This is a genomic window from Lawsonia intracellularis PHE/MN1-00 (assembly GCF_000055945.1).
Taxonomy (GTDB): domain Bacteria; phylum Desulfobacterota; class Desulfovibrionia; order Desulfovibrionales; family Desulfovibrionaceae; genus Bilophila; species Bilophila intracellularis.
This window is the reverse complement of sequence record NC_008011.1, coordinates 337,456-355,242: the sequence shown is the minus strand read 5'-3', so window position 1 is coordinate 355,242 and position 17,787 is coordinate 337,456. Positions and strand designations below refer to the sequence as shown.

The 17,787-nt window shown below is 33.7% G+C and carries 14 protein-coding genes; 5 read left to right on the top strand and 9 right to left on the bottom strand.

Annotated features, from left to right (window positions below; all coding sequences use genetic code 11):
• Window positions 1-125: 125 nt before the first annotated feature.
• From LI_RS01570 to miaA, 4 genes are all read left to right on the top strand, one after another.
• Complete coding sequence (locus tag LI_RS01570) at window positions 126-1,727, top strand: MBL fold metallo-hydrolase RNA specificity domain-containing protein (protein WP_011526369.1); 1,602 nt, start codon at window positions 126-128, stop codon at window positions 1,725-1,727.
• A gap of 140 nt (window positions 1,728-1,867) precedes the next feature.
• Window positions 1,868-2,440 carry a 16S rRNA (guanine(966)-N(2))-methyltransferase RsmD gene (rsmD, locus tag LI_RS01565; protein WP_011526368.1) on the top strand — a complete coding sequence of 191 codons (573 nt, stop codon included), beginning with the start codon at window positions 1,868-1,870 and terminating at the stop codon, window positions 2,438-2,440.
• The gene (gene coaD / locus LI_RS01560; RefSeq protein WP_011526367.1) at window positions 2,416-2,934 is read left to right on the top strand and encodes a pantetheine-phosphate adenylyltransferase; all 519 of its coding nucleotides are present in this window, start codon (window positions 2,416-2,418) and stop codon (window positions 2,932-2,934) included. Before rsmD ends, coaD begins: the two co-directional genes overlap by 25 nt.
• 46 nt (window positions 2,935-2,980) lie before the next feature.
• On the top strand, window positions 2,981-3,892 hold the full coding sequence (gene miaA, locus LI_RS01555; protein WP_011526366.1) for a tRNA (adenosine(37)-N6)-dimethylallyltransferase MiaA: 912 nt from the start codon (window positions 2,981-2,983) through the stop codon (window positions 3,890-3,892).
• A 24-nt stretch (window positions 3,893-3,916) separates the two neighbouring features.
• On the opposite strand, the gene LI_RS01550 is transcribed toward miaA, so the two are convergent.
• From LI_RS01550 to nifJ, 3 genes are all read right to left on the bottom strand, one after another.
• Window positions 3,917-5,131, bottom strand: coding sequence for an acetate kinase (locus LI_RS01550; RefSeq protein ID WP_011526365.1), 1,215 nt, complete (start codon window positions 5,129-5,131; stop codon window positions 3,917-3,919).
• A gap of 99 nt (window positions 5,132-5,230) precedes the next feature.
• Window positions 5,231-7,351, bottom strand: coding sequence for a phosphate acetyltransferase (pta, locus tag LI_RS01545; RefSeq protein WP_011526364.1), 2,121 nt, complete (start codon window positions 7,349-7,351; stop codon window positions 5,231-5,233).
• Window positions 7,352-7,438: 87 nt separating this feature from the next.
• A complete protein-coding gene (gene nifJ, locus LI_RS01540) occupies window positions 7,439-11,002 on the bottom strand; it encodes a pyruvate:ferredoxin (flavodoxin) oxidoreductase (protein ID WP_011526363.1) in 3,564 nt (1,187 codons plus the stop codon).
• 411 nt (window positions 11,003-11,413) lie between these two features.
• Here nifJ and LI_RS01535 point away from each other — a divergent pair, with 411 nt between their 5' ends.
• Window positions 11,414-11,893 carry a YbjQ family protein gene (locus tag LI_RS01535; RefSeq protein ID WP_011526362.1) on the top strand — a complete coding sequence of 160 codons (480 nt, stop codon included), beginning with the start codon at window positions 11,414-11,416 and terminating at the stop codon, window positions 11,891-11,893.
• A 171-nt stretch (window positions 11,894-12,064) separates the two neighbouring features.
• Here LI_RS01535 and cydB read toward each other — a convergent pair whose 3' ends face one another.
• The 6 genes from cydB to LI_RS01510 form a co-directional block, all read right to left on the bottom strand.
• Window positions 12,065-13,093, bottom strand: a complete 1,029-nt coding sequence (cydB, locus tag LI_RS01530) for a cytochrome d ubiquinol oxidase subunit II (RefSeq protein ID WP_011526361.1) — start codon at window positions 13,091-13,093, stop codon at window positions 12,065-12,067.
• Between the two features lie 32 nt (window positions 13,094-13,125).
• Complete coding sequence (locus LI_RS01525) at window positions 13,126-14,427, bottom strand: cytochrome ubiquinol oxidase subunit I (RefSeq protein ID WP_011526360.1); 1,302 nt, start codon at window positions 14,425-14,427, stop codon at window positions 13,126-13,128.
• A gap of 139 nt (window positions 14,428-14,566) precedes the next feature.
• Window positions 14,567-15,775, bottom strand: a complete 1,209-nt coding sequence (locus LI_RS01520; RefSeq protein ID WP_011526359.1) for an FprA family A-type flavoprotein — start codon at window positions 15,773-15,775, stop codon at window positions 14,567-14,569.
• 161 nt (window positions 15,776-15,936) lie between these two features.
• Complete coding sequence (rd, locus tag LI_RS07420; RefSeq protein WP_076628035.1) at window positions 15,937-16,098, bottom strand: rubredoxin; 162 nt, start codon at window positions 16,096-16,098, stop codon at window positions 15,937-15,939.
• 47 nt (window positions 16,099-16,145) lie between these two features.
• On the bottom strand, window positions 16,146-16,535 hold the full coding sequence (locus LI_RS01515) for a desulfoferrodoxin (RefSeq protein ID WP_015353714.1): 390 nt from the start codon (window positions 16,533-16,535) through the stop codon (window positions 16,146-16,148).
• 293 nt (window positions 16,536-16,828) lie between these two features.
• The gene (locus LI_RS01510; RefSeq protein ID WP_011526357.1) at window positions 16,829-17,785 is read right to left on the bottom strand and encodes a hypothetical protein; all 957 of its coding nucleotides are present in this window, start codon (window positions 17,783-17,785) and stop codon (window positions 16,829-16,831) included.
• Between the last annotated feature and the right edge of the window lie 2 nt (window positions 17,786-17,787).

The window sequence follows — 17,787 nt, the reverse complement described above, 5'->3', positions numbered from 1 at the left end:
CAGTTTTATTATTGCTATTCATGATTACTTATTAGAGAAGTAATCTTTGTATGTATTGCTCTAATGAATCTTATTTTGTATTCTAATTTATATTTTATTTTAGAGATTAGGTTAGGTAAGATTTTATGAAAATTACATTTTTGGGTGCAGCAAAAACAGTTACTGGTTCATGCTATCTTATTGAAGCATGTGGGATAATGTTTACTGTTGATTGTGGAATGTTTCAAGGAAATTCAATTATTGAAAAACGTAATTTTGAAATACAACACTACCATGCAAAAGAATTACAATTTATTTTATTAACACATGCACATATTGATCATTCAGGCCTTTTACCTAAAATTGTAAAAGAAGGTTTTCATGGACGGATCTACTGTACAGCTCCAACCAAAGATCTTGCTACTTTGATGCTTGAAGATAGTGCACATATTAATGAAATGGAAGCACAATGGAAGAATAAAAAGTATGCACGACATGGTAAGATAGAAAAAGAGGTATTACCACTTTATACAGTTGAGGAAGCACAAAATGTTTCTCCATTATTTACTCCTGTATCATACAATACCATGTTTGAACCACATCCAGGTATTCAAGTAACATATCATGATGCAGGACATATTTTAGGTGCAGCATTTCTTGAGCTTGTCATTAAAGAAGAAGGTAAAGAAGTACGTTTAGTTTTTTCGGGTGATCTTGGTCGGACAGATAGTTTATTAATGCATGAACCTATGACCCCTCCACAGGCTGATTTTCTCTTTATTGAGAGTACATATGGAGATCGTAATCATAAAATTGATCAAGCAACTTTTGATGAGTTAGTTGATGCTATTCATTATAGTTGGACACATAATAGTAAAACTATTATTCCTGCATTTGCTGTAGGTAGAACACAGGAAATTTTATATTGTCTTTATTTATTAAAACAACAGAATCGTATTCCTGATATTCCTATTTTTTTAGATAGTCCATTAGCAATTCAAACAACAAAAATATTTGAAACATATAATAGCTATCTAAAATTTAATGATCATCCATCATTTAAAACCATATTAGATGGTCTCTCTGTAAAATATACACCAAGTGTTAAAGAATCTAAAGAAATAAATGAGTTAAAAGGATCTGCTATTATAATTTCTGCAAGTGGAATGTGTAATGCAGGGCGTATTAAACATCATTTATTTAATAATGCTTGGAAAACAGGTGTAAGTATAGTTTTTGTTGGTTACCAAGCTGTTGGAACCTTGGGAAGAAAAATTGTAGATGGAGCAAAAACTGTTCGTATTTTTGGTGAAGATGTAGCTATAAAAGCCAAAGTTTATACACTTGGTGGATTTTCAGCACATGCAGGACAACAACAATTACTTGATTGGATTGGGAGAATGTATCAACCACAAATGGAAGTTCTCCTTGTACATGGGGAAGAAAAGGCTCAAGAAGTATTTTCAAAGCTTATACAACAAAAGTATGGGCTAACTGTGTACATTCCTAGTTATTTAGAACAGTTAGAGCTTACAGCAGAAAGCCAAAAAGTTATTGTTAGTGAATCTAAAAACATACAACCAGTTGAATGGAGTAAGCTTACTGATACTATAAAAAATAATTTTAATAATATTAATTTAAAGCTTAAGAATATTGCTCAAAAGCCATGGGAAACACAAATTTGTATGTACGATCGGCTAGTCGAGCTTAATCAGGAAATAGAGTCTTTTTTAAATTATAACAAGTAGTTAATAAAATTATTATTATTATTACACTCATTATTACATTCATAAAAGTTAGGATAATAAGTAACATGTATTCCAAGTTAATCCTAAAGCTATAGTAGGTTACTATAGTTTTAATATTATATAGTAAATGTGAGATAGATATGCGAATTATGACGGGTTCTCTTAGAGGAAGGATATTGAAGACAATTGAAGGAGATGGTTATAGACCAGCAACAGGTAAAGTTCGAGAAGCATTATTTTCTATGCTTACATCAAGAGGTATTGTTTGGGATCAAACATATATTCTTGATCTGTTTGCAGGTAGTGGAAGTTTGGGCTTTGAGGCTATTAGTCGTGGTGCTGCAGAAGTATGTTTTATAGAAAATAATCCTAAGGCAGTGCAATGCTTATATAAAAACATAGAGAAACTCAGACTATTTGAGCAAGTAAGTGTCGTTGAACAGGATGTAATCCAATTTCTAAATCAAGACTCACTATTTAAGCTATATCAGCTTGTATTTATTGATCCACCTTATGGTGGGAATAGGCTAGAAACAACTATAAGTTGTGTTGTGGAAAAAGGATGGATTGCTCCAGAGGGTTATATTATTGCAGAAGTAGAAACCACATTACGTATTAATTTTTTTCAGTTACATCCACAGCTTGAGCTATTATCAAATAGATCCTACGGTCAAACAAGGTTACTTATATGGAAGACACAAAAATACGTTTAGCTATTTACCCTGGGACATTTGATCCACTTACTAATGGTCATATAAGTATTATTCATAGAGCTAAACATTTATTTGATAAGATTATTATAGCAGTAGCACAAGACTCAGGCAAAAAGCCTTTGTTTTCTATTGAAGAACGAGTATCTATGATTAATACAACTTTTTTTTCTGATCATATGGTAGATGTAGAAAATTTTTCTGGTCTACTTGTAGATTATGTTGAAAAAAAAAATGCTAAAACTATTTTACGTGGCTTAAGAGCTGTGTCTGATTTTGAATATGAATTTCAAACATCATTGATGAACCGTAAACTTTGTCCAGAGATAGAAACAATATTCCTTATTTCAGACTACAAATGGCTTTATATTAGTTCAACTGTAGTTAAGACAGTTGCAAGCCTTGGTGGTGATGTAACAGATTTTGTTCCAGAAAATGTGTTAATATGTTTGAAAACAAAATACTGTCAATCCAAGTCAAATTTAGTAATAACCTAACTAGTAGTTATATGTGTAGTTATGTGACTAATGATATTCGTATATCATGAACTATCGTAAAGTTATTTGTATTGTTGGTCCTACAGGTGTAGGTAAATCAGAAATAGCCTTTCATTTAGCTAAAAGATATGATGGAATCATTATTAATGCTGATTCAAGACAACTATACAAAGGTGTTCCTATCATTACAGCTCAACCAACTTTTGAAGAACGTTCTTTAATTCCTCATAAACTTTATGCTTGTTTAGACTTACATGAGAAAATCTCTGCAGGAAGATGGGCAACATTAGCTGCAGAGCAACTTGATTCAGTATGTCATACCAAAATACCATTATTAGTCGGTGGAACAGGGTTATACTTACGTGCTTTGTTTGATGGGATTGTTACTATACCACCAATTTCTACTGAACTTAGCTTAACTATGGAAAAACAGGCTGAAGAAAAAGGAATTAGTTTTTTATACAATATGCTTAAAGTGCATGATCCTTTGTATGCTAATTCTATTCACCCAAATGATCGACAAAGAGTTCTTCGTGCTCTCACTGTCTTTTATGAAACTGGAAAAACTTTTACATGGTGGCATCAGCAGGTAACTGAAGCATATCCTGCAACTGTTCTTAGAATAGGTATTAAAATTCCATTAATTGAATTAGCACCATTGCTAGAAAAACGTATAGATAAAATGTTCGTTCAAGGAGCAATAAAAGAGGTTATAACTACTTATAAGCGTTACTTTAATAAAGATGTTCAAAACTGGTCAGGTATAGGGTATATGGAACTTTTAGGTGCTATAAAAGGTGAATATACATTTAATGAAGCTAAAGAGCGTTGGTTAAAAAATACACGTAGTTATGCAAAGCGACAACTAACATGGTTTAATGCAGATAAGCGTATTATCTGGTTTTGTCCTGATCAGCTTGAAGATATACAGAAATGTGTTGAAAACTGGTTAAGTTAAGATAAGCATAAGGTATTGCAAAAGTTATTGTGTATTACTAACCAGTTGTATTGTTAATTTTGCTATTTCTAATTCTTCATTGGTAGGAACAACAAAGATAGGTATTGGACTATTATCTGTACTAATTAATCGTAGCGTGGAACTATGTGTATTATTTCGTGAGCTATCAAGAAAAATTCCTAAATTTTCTAATCCACTACAAACCTTTTCACGTACAATAGTATCATTCTCACCAATACCTGCAGTAAAAATGATACCATCAAGATGCCCTAGGATGGCATAATAAGCTCCAAGGTATTTTTTTATTCGATAGATAAACATATCAAGTGCAAGTTGTGCTTTTGCATTACCTTGTGCACAAGCTTCATGTATATCTCTCATGTCGTTCATTCCACAAATGCCTTTGAGACCTGATTGTTTATTCATTAATTCATCAACGTCTTTTGCTGATTTTTCTGTTTTTTCTATAAGGAATGGAACAATAGCTGGATCAATATCCCCACAACGTGTACCCATCATTAGTCCGTCAAGAGGAGTTAATCCCATACTGGTATCAATACTTTTTCCATTTTTGATTGCTGTCATAGAACATCCATTACCTAAATGACAAGTTATAAAGTTTAGCTCTTTTATAGGTCTGTTAAGAAAATTTGCTGTTTGTTGTGCAACATATCTATGAGATGTGCCATGGAAACCATACCGACGTATTTTGTAGTCGTCATAAATATCATATGGCAGGGGGTAAAGATAAGCTACTTTTGGCATTGTTTGATGAAATTCTGAATCAAAAACAGCAACATTAGGAATACCTGGAAAAAGTTCTTCAGCAGTTTCAATTCCTGCAAGATGAGAAAGGTTGTGGAGAGGTGAAAAGATGGCACATTCACGAATAATATTTTTTACATGTTGATTAATAAGAGCAGGGTGTTTCATTGTCTCTCCACCCATCACTACACGATGTCCAATAGCATATATTTCTTTTACTGAATGGAGAATTCCATGTTTTGGATTGATAAGTTCAGCAACTACAGCCTGCATTCCTTCAACATGAGTAGAAAAAGGCTGGGTTGTAGTATACTTTTTTTCCTGAGAAGTATTAGGGTATATCTTATGAACCATTTGTCCTACTTCTTCTCCAATACGTTCTACTAAACCTGAAACAAGCACTTGTTCCATAGGCATATCAATAAGTTGATACTTGAACGAGGAGCTTCCTGTATTAATAACAAGAACTTTCATATATTGAAATTTCCTTTCATTAAGAATAAAGAGAAGAGAACCATACTACTAAAGCTATACTTTATTATAGTGTATTCTTATATATATATATTAGTTAATTTAGTCTATTGTTATTAACCCTTGTTCTGCTTGTGCCTGAATAGCTGTAATTGTAACTGTATTAATAATATCTGTAACAGTGCACCCACGAGAAAGATCATTTACAGGTTTTTTTAGACCTTGGAGAATTGGTCCAATAGCAATTGCTCCAGCAGCTCGTTGTACGGCTTTATATGTATTATTTCCTGTATTTAAATCAGGGAAAATGAATACTGTTGCCTTACCAGCAACCACACTAGTTGGTGCTTTTGTCTTAGCAACATCAGGATCAATGGCAGCATCATACTGAATAGGACCATCTAATATAAGATGAGGTGCTTTTTCATGTGCTATTTTTGTAGCTTCAGAAACAATATCTACATCTATACCTTTACCAGATGTTCCAGTTGAATAAGAGAGCATTGCTACTCTGACAGGAATACCAAAGACGTGTGCTGTTTGTGCAGAACTAATAGCTATGTCTGCAAGTTGTTCTGCAGTAGGATTGGGATTTACAGCACAGTCTCCAAAAACAAGGATACGGTCTTTCATACACATAAGAAAGACACTTGAAACAATAGATGCACCAGGTTTAGTCTTGATAATTTCAAACGCAGGACGAACAGTATGAGCTGTTGTATTAGTAGCTCCTGAAACCATACCATCAACATCATTTTTATAAACCATCATAGTACCAAAGTAAGTGGTATCATTCATCCAATCACGGGCATCATCTAAAGTTATTCCTTTGTGCTTACGTAATTCATAATATGTCTGTACATAATTTTCAAATAGAGCATGGTTTTGATTTGGTTGAATTAACTGAACATTATGCAGAGACAGTCCAAGATCTGAAATTTTTTTATGAATTGTAGGGATATCTCCTAAAAGAGTTATGTCTGCAACTTCTCTTTGTGAAAGTACTTCAGCTGCTTTGAGGATACGATCTTCTGTTCCTTCAGGAAGGACAATACGCATTTTATGGCGACGTGCTTGTTCAATGAGTTTAAATTCGAACATTTTAGGAGACACTTTGTCAGAAGTTCTTTCAATAACACGTTGCGTAATAGCATTACTGTCTGCATGTTGTTCAAAAATAGCGAGTGCTATATGTATCTTTCGTGTATCTGAAACATTAATTTTTCCGTAAAGTTCTGAGAGTGTCATAATAGCTTGATAGCTATTTTGGGATACGGTTAAAATAGGGACAGGAACAGATTGCCATCCATTGATAAGACGAGTAATATGTGAGGAAAGTTCAAACTTCCCTGTGAGAATAATACCAGCTATATCAGGATATGTCATTGAAAGTCTTGAAGCTAAGCTAGCAAGGACAATATCAGATCTATCTGCAGATGTTATAATAAGAAGACCTTGTTGTAACTGGTCCAAAAAATTATTGGGTTGCATTGTTGTTATAATATAATCTTCGACTGAATTATTTAGGCATTCTTCACCATATATTACTTCTGCTTTCATCCAACGTTTTATATCAGATACTGTTGGTCGACTTAAGACAGAATTATTAGGGAACATAGCAATAGGGACCTGTGAGCCTATTGCAGTACTAATAGCCTTTTTGCAATTCTCTAGTTCAGGTATGGCTAATGTTGTTTTATTAATAAAAAGGCAAGCAATATCTTGTCCTTTATCAAAAATAAGCTCTGAGCTTGTAACAGTAGAAGAAATAAGGTCTTCAATAGATTTGTTTTTTCCATTAACAATAACAGCAAGTGGCATATTAAGGTTAGCAGCAATATCTATATTAAGTTCAAATTCAAATGCGGAATCATTACTAAGATAATCAGTACCTTCACAAAGAATAAAGTCATAATTATCTTCTAAATGTTTGTATTTTTGTATAATTTTTTCAATTAGAACAGGAGATTTTTGTTCTGCTATAAGTGTTCTAGCCTCTTTAAAAGAACATGCATAAGTATCCTCATAAGGCATGGCGATATTAAACGTTGTAAGGATAAGGTTAATATCATGATCTTTTTTATTAGGATCTATATTAGCAATAATTGGACGGAAAAATGCTACACTTCTTATGTGTCGCATGAGTAGCTGCATCATGCCAAGGGTTACTGCAGATTTACCACTACGTTTTTCTGTAGCAGTAATATAGAGCTTATTAGCCATAACCTATCACCTTTATTTACATAAGATAAAAGTAGTATGAATACATTTAGAAAGTATGTAAATAGGACGTTCTAATTGTATTTCTAGTTATCTTTGTAACAATGGGTCTTCTGATGCTGTAACTGTAAGTTCTGACAATTGTTTTAATAGGCGATAGCGATCATTATATTCTTTATTAAGTTCTTCATGAAGTTTGTTTGCTGTTTCTGGATCATTTTTTTCAAGTTGTGCATACCGATTTTCTCCAGCAAGGAATGTACGTAAATTACCATCTGGAGCTTTTGAATCTAAAATAAGTGGTTGTTTTCCTTGTTTTGCTAATTCTGGATTAAATCTATATAAAGGCCAATATCCACAGTCTACAGCAAGTTTTGATTCTTCCATAGATTTACCCATACCTTTACGAATGCCTTGTTCAATACAAGGTGCATAAGCAATAATAATAGAGGGACCTTTATATGCTTCAGCCTCTTTAAAAGCTTTAAGTAATTGTTGTTTATTTGCCCCCATAGAAACAGATGCTACATAAACATAGCCATACGTCATAGCCATACGACCAAGATCTTTTTTGGTAGTTCTTTTCCCAGAAGCTGCAAATTTTGCAACAGCACTAAGGGGTGTTGATTTTGAAGATTGTCCACCAGTATTGGAATATACTTCTGTATCAAGGACTAAGATATTTATGTCATTACCAGATGCAATAACATGATCAAGGCCTCCAAAGCCAATATCATATGCCCAACCATCGCCACCAATTATCCAAAAAGATTTTTTAGTAAATAAATCTTCTCTTTCTAAGATTTGTGCAAAAATAGGATTTGTAGGTGTATTTGAAAGAATTGTGGTAATATCTTGCCCAAATTTTTTAGAAAGATCTACATCTTCTTGATGTTCTAACCATCCATTCAAAGCATTAGTGAGTTCTGTAGAAATACCTTCAATTGTTAATGCTTCTTTTATAAGCTCTGCAAGCTTAGCACGACGTTGTTGAATAGCTAAAGATATTCCAAGTCCATACTCGGCTCCATCTTCAAATAAAGAATTACCCCATGTTGGTCCATGTCCATCTTTGTTAGTACAGTATGGAGCAGTAGGAGCAGACCCACCCCATATTGTTGAACAACCTGTGGCATTAGCAATGAACATACGTTCACCAAACATTTGTGTTAACAATTTCACATATGGTGTTTCTCCACAACCAGCACATGCACCAGAAAATTCAAGAAGTGGTTGTTGGAGTTGAGAGCCTTTTAGTGTATCTCTTGGCATCAGATTATCTTTAAGAGAAATATGTTTTTGGGCAAAATCAAGATTAATAACTTGTTCCTGTCGTTGTGTTTCTAATGGCATCATAATAAGTGATTTTGGTTTTGATGGGCATACATCAGCACAAGAGCCGCATCCAACACAATCTTCAGGATAGACTTGAATACGCATTTTGAGTCCTTTAAGCTCCTTACCAATAGCATCTTTTGTAACAAAGGTTTCAGGAGCCCCAATTAACTCTTCTTCTGTGGCTAGAACAGGACGAATGCAAGCATGAGGACATACATAAGAACATTGAAAACACTGAATACAATTATCAGCAATCCACTCTGGGATATCAATTGCAATAGCACGTTTTTCATAGGCTGCTGTTCCAAGTGGTACTATTCCGTCTGGGGTAAAGCTTGAAACAGGAAGCATATCCCCTTTTTCAGTAAGAATAGGTTCAACAAAGGTTTTAATATATTCTGGTACATTCTTATATCTAGGTATAACAAATTCAGTTGATGCATCAGCCCAAGTAGAAGGAACTTGAATTTCATTCAGGGCAGAAACAGTATTATCAACAGCTGTATAGTTTATTTTTACAACATCTTCTCCCTTACTTTTATATGTCTCTTGAATAGATTGTTTGAGAAGTTCTATTGCTTTTTCAAATGGAATAATATTAGCAAGTTTGAAAAATGCAGTTTGCATGATCATATTAATACGACCACCCAAACCAACTTCAGAAGCGATTTTAACAGCATCAATATTATAAAATCTAAGTTTTTTTCGAGCAATAGTTCGTTTCATTGGTGGAGGAAGTTCGCGTTCTAAATCTTCTATGGTGTTCCAACTAGAGTTTAAAACAAAAATACCACCTTCTTTGATACCTTCAAGTACATCATATTGTATGACATAGGCAGGATGATGACAAGCAATATAGTCAGCTTGGGTAACAAGATAGGTTGAACGAATAGGGTGATCCCCAAATCGAAGGTGGGATGCAGTAAATCCACCTGACTTTTTAGAATCATAGGCAAAGTATGCTTGAACATATTTATCTGTATTGTCACCAATAATTTTTACAGCTTGTTTATTAGCTCCAACTGTTCCATCTGAACCAAAACCAAAAAATTTACACTGGATAGTTCCTGGTGGGACAGTATCAAAGTTATCACTGATATCAAGACTTGTATGAGTGACATCATCTTTAATTCCAACAACAAAATGATTTTTACGATTGTTGGGTAACATATTATCATAAACAGCTTTAATCATAGCTGGAGTGAAGTCTTTTGAGCCTAAACCATATCTACCAGAAATAATATGAGGATGTTTTACATCTCTTGTTTCCATGAACGCAGTACAAACGTCTAAATATAGGGGGTCACCAAGAGCTCCAGGTTCTTTGGTTCGATCAAGGACCGTTATTGACTCAACCGTTGGTGGAATAGCACGAAGTAGATGTTCTACTGAAAATGGTCTATAAAGACGAACTTTAATAAGTCCTAATCGTTGTCCTTGGTTATTTAGAGTATTAATTACTTCTGTAATAGCTTCACAGGCAGATCCCATAGCAATGATGATTCTGTCAGCTTCTGGATGACCAACATAATCAAAGAGTTGGTACTGTCTTCCTGTGATGGAAAATACTTTTTGCATAGAATCAATAACAATCCCAGGAACAGCATTATAAAAGGGGTTAGAACGTTCCCTATTTTGAAAGTAGATGTCAGGGTTTTGGGCTGTTCCACGTTGATATGGATGTTCAGGATTCATTGCGTTTTTACGGAATATGTGTATTTTTTCCCAATTTACAATTTTTTGGATCTCTTCATATTCAATAACATTAATTTTTTGGACTTCATGAGATGTTCTAAATCCGTCAAAAAAATGGCAAAATGGAACACGTGACTCAATAGCAGATAAGTGTGCTACTAAAGCCAGATCCATACACTCTTGTACAGAACTTGAACAAAGGAGTGAGAAGCCTGTTTGGCGTACAGCCATAACATCCTGCTGATCACCAAAGATGGAAAGTGCATGTGCGGCAATAGCACGAGCAGCAACATGGAAGACAGCAGGAAGAAGTTCTCCAGCTATTTTGTACATATTAGGTATCATAAGGAGTAAACCCTGAGATGAAGTAAATGTACAAGTTAGTGCTCCTGCTACCAGTGAGCCATGAACAGCACCAGCAGCTCCTGCCTCAGATTGGAGTTCTTGTACAAGAACTCTTTGTCCCATAAGATTTTTTTTATTAGCTGCTGACCAGTTGTCAGTAGTTTCTCCCATTACAGATGATGGGGTAATTGGAAAAACACATGCCACTTCACTTAATGCATAAGCAATATGTGTTGTTGCAGCATTACCATCCATGGTTTTCATCTTAGCAGCCATCTGAGATACTCCTTAACATCTCTAACAATTTATGGATTATACCTTGTTATAAATATAACATATAATTTTGTTAATACACTATTATAGATATGCACTATAATTATATTAGCTTACAATATTTATTTACTATAGTTTTATTAATGGTAATTAATTAATGTAGTTATAGTAAAAAAACTTTCTTTTACTTCATATAAAAGTACTATTCATAACTCTTAGATGAAGTTAGCATAATTTTATTCGATTGAATAGTTATTTTTCAGGTATGATAAAAAAGAAAATAGTCATTTTTTTGCATTATTTTTTTGAGAATATTGTTTTTGTTTTTTAACAATAGGATATTACATTGTTTATTAGTTAGGCATAGTTTTTGATTAGCTTGGATGAACGTTCCTTATAATAAAGGAGTGAAGTATGTTTTTTTTTAATGCTAACAGAGCAAAGAGAAAAAAGAAATCCAAGGTGAAAAAAGATCCTATTTTAGAAAAGTCTAAAGAACTTTTTTTAGGTGGAAAATTTCCTGTTGTTACCACTGATACAGTTGAAGGTAAAAGAATTTCAAAAGTTTTAGGATTAGTTTGTTCAAGAGCATATGATGCTGATGATGCTTTTTTTGGTATGGCATCTCGAGCTTTATCTAAAGGAGCACATGCAATTGTAGGCTATAGTGAAAACGTTGCGTTTCATCCTGATGGTACAAGATATTTTTCGTGTTATGGTACAGCTGTTATGTTTGCATGGGAACCTAATGAAAAATATGGTGCAGCTCTTATGGGGAGAAAAGGACTTGAAGGCCTTGCTACTGAACTTCAACTTGATAAATCCTCTGCTGTACATACACAATTAAGTGTTAAAACATCAGCAACTGAGCCGACTTCTGATACTGAAGAATAAATTATATATATATATAATAGCTGATTGCATACCATATAGTAAAATTTTTTCTAATGGATTACTGTATGATAGAAGTATCTATTAGAGTATTCTTCATATGCAATACTTTTATTGATTAGAAAAAAAGGCTGTTTGTATATAAACAGCCTTTTTTTCTAGTTATATAATCTTTTAATAAGCATGATCATCAGCATGGATAGATTCAGATGTTACTTTATGAGCAAAAGTATAGTAAACCCATGCCTGGTAGGCAATAACAATAGGTATACAACCAATGACAACACCTAACATAATTTTAAGTGTTAAAGGACTAGATGCCCCATTCATGATTGTTACACTATATGTTGGATTTATACTAGAGATGATTAAACTTGGATACATTCCTAGTACACCAAAGAATGTTACACATAAGATGAATAACGCACTACAAATCCATGCAAGCAAGAGCTTTTCTTTATTAAGCATAAGCTGGATAAAGATAAGTGAAAGAGCAGCTATAACAGGAAATGCAAGAAGCGCTGGTGTAATTTCATAATTGTCATAAAGGTTAGTATAGTAATAAGTCATGACAAGAAAGGCTATAGTTAATGCTGCAAGAATAAACCACAATCCTTTAGCTGTTACAACAGCTTTGGCATGAAGTAGGCCTTCAGACTTTAGTGCAAGCCATAGTGCTCCATGTACACAGAACATGATAACAAAGAAAATACCACCTAAGATACCATATGGATTTAACAGCATTAGTAGATTGCCATAATATACACCATATCTATCAATAGGAATTCCCATAAATAAATTAGCAAATGCTACTCCTAGTAGTAGAGCAGGAATAAAATTTCCTAAAAATAGAAATAAATCCCATAAACTACGCCAGAAGGGAGTATCTATTTTATTTCTGAACTCAAATGCAACTGCCCGGAAAATTAAGGCAAAGAGTATAATAAGAAGAGGAGCATATAATGCACTAAACATGACAGCATACGCTTTAGGGAAAGCTGCAAAAGTAGCTCCTCCTGCAGTAATAAGCCAAACTTCATTTCCATCCCAATAGGGTCCAGCTGCATTATAAATTATACGTTTTTCAGTATCTGTTTTTGCTAGAAATGGCATGAGTGAACCCATTCCTAGATCAAATCCATCAAGTACAAAGTATACTGCCCAAAGCAGTCCCCAAAGAACAAACCATATTGTTTCAAGCATATAATTCTCCTGATTCTCCCTAGTATAAAGGTTTATGCCTGGGGACCTTTACGTCCGTATTTGGCTAGGAGATAAATATCTAAAATGCCAAGAAATGAGTAAACTACAATGAAACTTATAAGGGAAATCCAGACTGAAGATTCTGGAATAGGGGAAACAGCATCCTTTGTTCTCATAAGTCCATAAACAATCCAAGGTTGTCTTCCTATTTCAGCTACTGCCCAGCCAGCCATAATTGATAAGTATGGTAGTGGAATAAGATAGATAAGACATTTTAGTAGCTTAGGGTGATATTCAAGCCTATCTCTATACCACCAAGCTAGCCATGCAAAAAGAATGAATAGTAGACCAGTAGCTACCATAAATCGAAATGAAAGGAAGGTAGGTAAAATAGGAGGAAGGTCGTCATCTGGAAAGCTATTTAGGCCTACAACTTCAGCACTTGTTGTATTGTCTGCAAGAAAACTTAATAATCCAGGAATAGGAAGTGCTTGGATAATATTGCGTTTTTCTTCAACATCTGGCCAAACAAGAAGATACATAGGTACATCACTTCCTGTTTCCCAGTGACATTCCATAGCAGCAAGTTTTGCTGGTTGATGATGAGCAACAGATTGACCTTGCTGATGTCCTAATAATGCAACAATAATAGCAAATATTAATGTAAATGGAGCAGCTATGTTAACTGAACGCTTGAAGAAATCCATTTGATTTTTACGATAGAGATGCCAAGCAGAGATTCCTAGAACAAAGAACCCTGATAACATCCATGAAGCAAAAATAGTATGAAAAAATTGTCCCCAACCATATGGATTTAAGAAAACAGCCATAAAATCATCTAACTCAGCACGGCCATTTCTTAATACATATCCTACAGGATGTTGCATCCAACCATTAGCAAGGATAATCCAAAGAGCAGACATATTAGAGGCAAAGGCTACTAACCATATTGCCGTAAGATGCATTTTCTTCCCAATTTTATCCCAACCAAAGGCCCATACAGCAATAAATATTGATTCAAGGAAGAAAGCTGCTGTGGCTTCAATGGCTAATAAAGAACCAAAAACATCACCTACATATTCAGAATACTTAGACCAGTTTGTACCAAATTGAAATTCAAGGGTAATACCTGTAACTACTCCTAACGTAAAATTTATTAAGAATAGTTTTCCCCAGAATTTAGCCATTTTTTTATACACTTCTTCACCAGTCTTCACATACTTTGTTTCCATTAAAGCAAGAATGACCGTTAGTCCAAGTGTAAGAGGAACAAAGATAAAGTGAAAAAAAACAGCTACAGCAAACTGGAGCCGTGACAGCATAACAACATCCATGCAATTCCCCTTTTATCTTTAGTTAAAGGTAAAAATGCGTTTAGCACTAAAAACTACAAATTAAATAATAACTAATTTTTTATGAAGTTTAAAGTAGTTAAATTCATCTTATAAAAAGATAATCACTGACTTTTTTTATTTAATATTGTCCTTTATTTTTTAGTGCCTGTGCAATAGTTTTTCCAAAATTAAAACAATCTCTTAGTAGTTGATGTTTAGGTATGAATGTCCCTCTTAGAGGTTCAGATGGTGTTTCTACACCAATTGAACTTAATATTGCTTGAATATCTTTTGCTGCTTCACCAGACCAGCCATAAGAGCCAAAGCCACCTCCAATAAGATTTTTAGGACGAAGTCCTTGCATATAGTGAAGTAGATCTGCAATTCCTGGAAGGTAGGAGTTATTATGTGTAGCTGAGCCTATGATAATACCACTGGCATCAGCTAAAGCAGTCATAACATCACTATGGTGATTTTTTTGTATATCAATAATAGAGTAGGGGACATTTTCTTCATCAAAACCTGAGCCTATAGCATAAGCCATTTTTTTTGTTGATCCCCACATTGTTTCAAAGACAATAACAGCACGTTGTTTTAATTTTTGTTCTGCCATTTCTCTATAGAGATTAAGAACTCTATCACAGTCTTCAGCTGTTCTATAAATGACACCATGATCTGGAGCTATGATTTGTATATCAAGTTGTATTTCTTTAAAATTATCTAATGTTTTTCTAACTTGTGTAGAAAAAGGGAGGATGATGTTATAGAAATATTCTTTAGTACGCTTTTTAACACTTGATGGATCACACTGATCTGCAAAGCGTTCAGATGTTGCTAAGTTTTGGCCAAAAATATCATTACTTATAAGAAGTTTTTCTTCGGGGATATAAGATACCATACTATCTGGCCAATGGAGCATGCGAGTATCTAGAAACTGTATTGTTCTTTTTCCAATAGAGATAGAGTCTCCTGTTGATACAATTTCAATAGGCCACTCTCTTGTGTCAAATTGGGCATCTAAGAATTTTTTACCTATATTTGATGTAAAAATTTTTTCTGGTTTGCAGTGGGTAACAAGCTCACTTAAAGCTCCTGCATGATCTTTTTCTGTATGGTTAATAACAATATAATCAACTTTATCTACAGGGAGCCGTTTAGCAAGTCTACAAAACATTACTCCTGAATATTCTTCATCTACTGTATCAAAAATAACATTTTTTTCATCACAGATAAGGTATGAGTTATATGTTGTACCTTGAGGTGACCGGCTATATCCATGAAAATTTCTTTTATTAAAGTCGACAGCACCTATCCAGTAAATATCGTTAGTTATTTCAACAGGTTTCATTTTATGCTCTTCCTTTATTTAAGAATAGATGCCCAACATATCTGTATATATTAAGATATAGGACTTATATAGTAAATTTTACTGTAACATTAATAGGTTACATTAGTAAAAATATTATTAAGAATCCATGGGAATGATACATTCCCATGGATTCTTTAATTTTAGTCTATAGGAGAAAAGTCAGCTTTGCCTGCGCCACAAACAGGACAAACCCAGTCATCAGGAATATCTTCAAATGCTGTTCCTGGAGCAATTCCATGCTCTGGATCTCCCTCTTCAGGATCATATACCCAGCCACATACATCACATTCATACTTTGTCATCAAGAACTCCGTTATAGTAGGATGTTAAAGTAGTCAATACTTACTAACTAATTAACGCTTACTTCCCATAATCCATGAAGATTACAGTATTCTCTGGCATAAGCAATTTGCTCTAATGGATAGTTAAAGTATGCTATTGGTTCATCTCCAGGATTAAGGAATTTTTTACAATGGTGTCCATCGATTGTAACAATTTCAATCCATTCGATCCAGTGTTTTTCTTCCATTGGATGGATTACTGTACTTACAGTTACCTTGCAACCTGAACCATTATTTTCAATAATAGGTACATGTTTTTCTTTAGCTCCAGATGTATTACTATCATTCATAAGAGTCATAGGTTGACCACAACAGGAAAGAGTACCACTTGAGGCAAAAAGCAATTCAACGATATTTCCACACTTTTCACATTTATATATTTCAAACTGCTTTGACATAGCATTTTTCTCCGTTAACATATATGAAGTTATTATTTGGGTTTTAGTTAGAGTTTATACAATAGTTAGTTAACGTGCTGATACTCCCTCATTATAAACAAGAGCTGTGTTAAGTTCTTACTAATTCTATTATATAACTATTATCTATTTATTTGTAGTTAATACTATTTATTAGTTAAGATTAATAAAGTCAAACTAAATAAATTAATAAAATATGGAGAAATATTTGTCATTAAGAGATTATCCTAGTAGTTATAAAAAGATATTATTACATTTTTTGCACTTTTTTAATGTTAAAAGATTACATTTTTTGTTCTGCACCAATCTACAAAATGAGGGAAGTATTTTTTTAGTAAATAAGAAGCATTTTTTTCAGCTTTTACATATTTAATACGCGTCATTTTTCCAGTACCTATCCAATGTTGCATATATTTGCTTACATCCATATGTTTTGCTGTAAGGTTATGTTCATGCATACCTTTAAACCAAGCAACTGAAGTATCAAGACAGATAGGTCCACATTGGTAAAAAGCTCCAAAAGGTAATACAGTACCAATGGGAATTGTCAATGGAGCACAAATATCCATATTTACAAGACATGCCCATTCATTAATTCGACATTCAGGAAGTGTCCATGGTTGTATTTGAAAAATAGACTCCGAATTCTCTAAGTAGGGTCGAACAAAAATATTCTTTTGTTTAGCTACAGTATAAAGTTTTTTAAGTTCTATAAATGTGGGGCGAAAAAGTTGGTATCTCTCTTGGTGACATGCAGAAAGCTTAGGTATGCTTTCCTGCACAATTTGTATATGAGATGCAGGACAATTCCAACATTGTCCAAGTTGGCCAATGGCAAAATGTGAGCCTATATTTTGTATAAGTGGTGTAAGAATATCTTTAAAAAAAAAGACATCATTATGGATAATAAAAAGATATTTTTTGTTTGTATGTTCCCAAGCATATTGATAGCGTATTGAGTGCCTGTAATTAATATTATGAAGTTGGTTTTTGTCTACAGAACTAAGAGCTATCCATTGCTGTGGCTGAAAGCAAATAGCTTGGTCTTTAAGATAATCAGCTATAATATATGGTTGATATAAGTCATATTTTGACCCATATGGTTCAAATTGAAAATAGATTTTATCAATAATAGATCCAGAATGTCGTAGTAAAGAAAGTATAGAAAGTGAAGTTTGGTATGGTTTTGCAAAGACATTAATAGCTACATCAACTATTTTTTCTTTATACATCT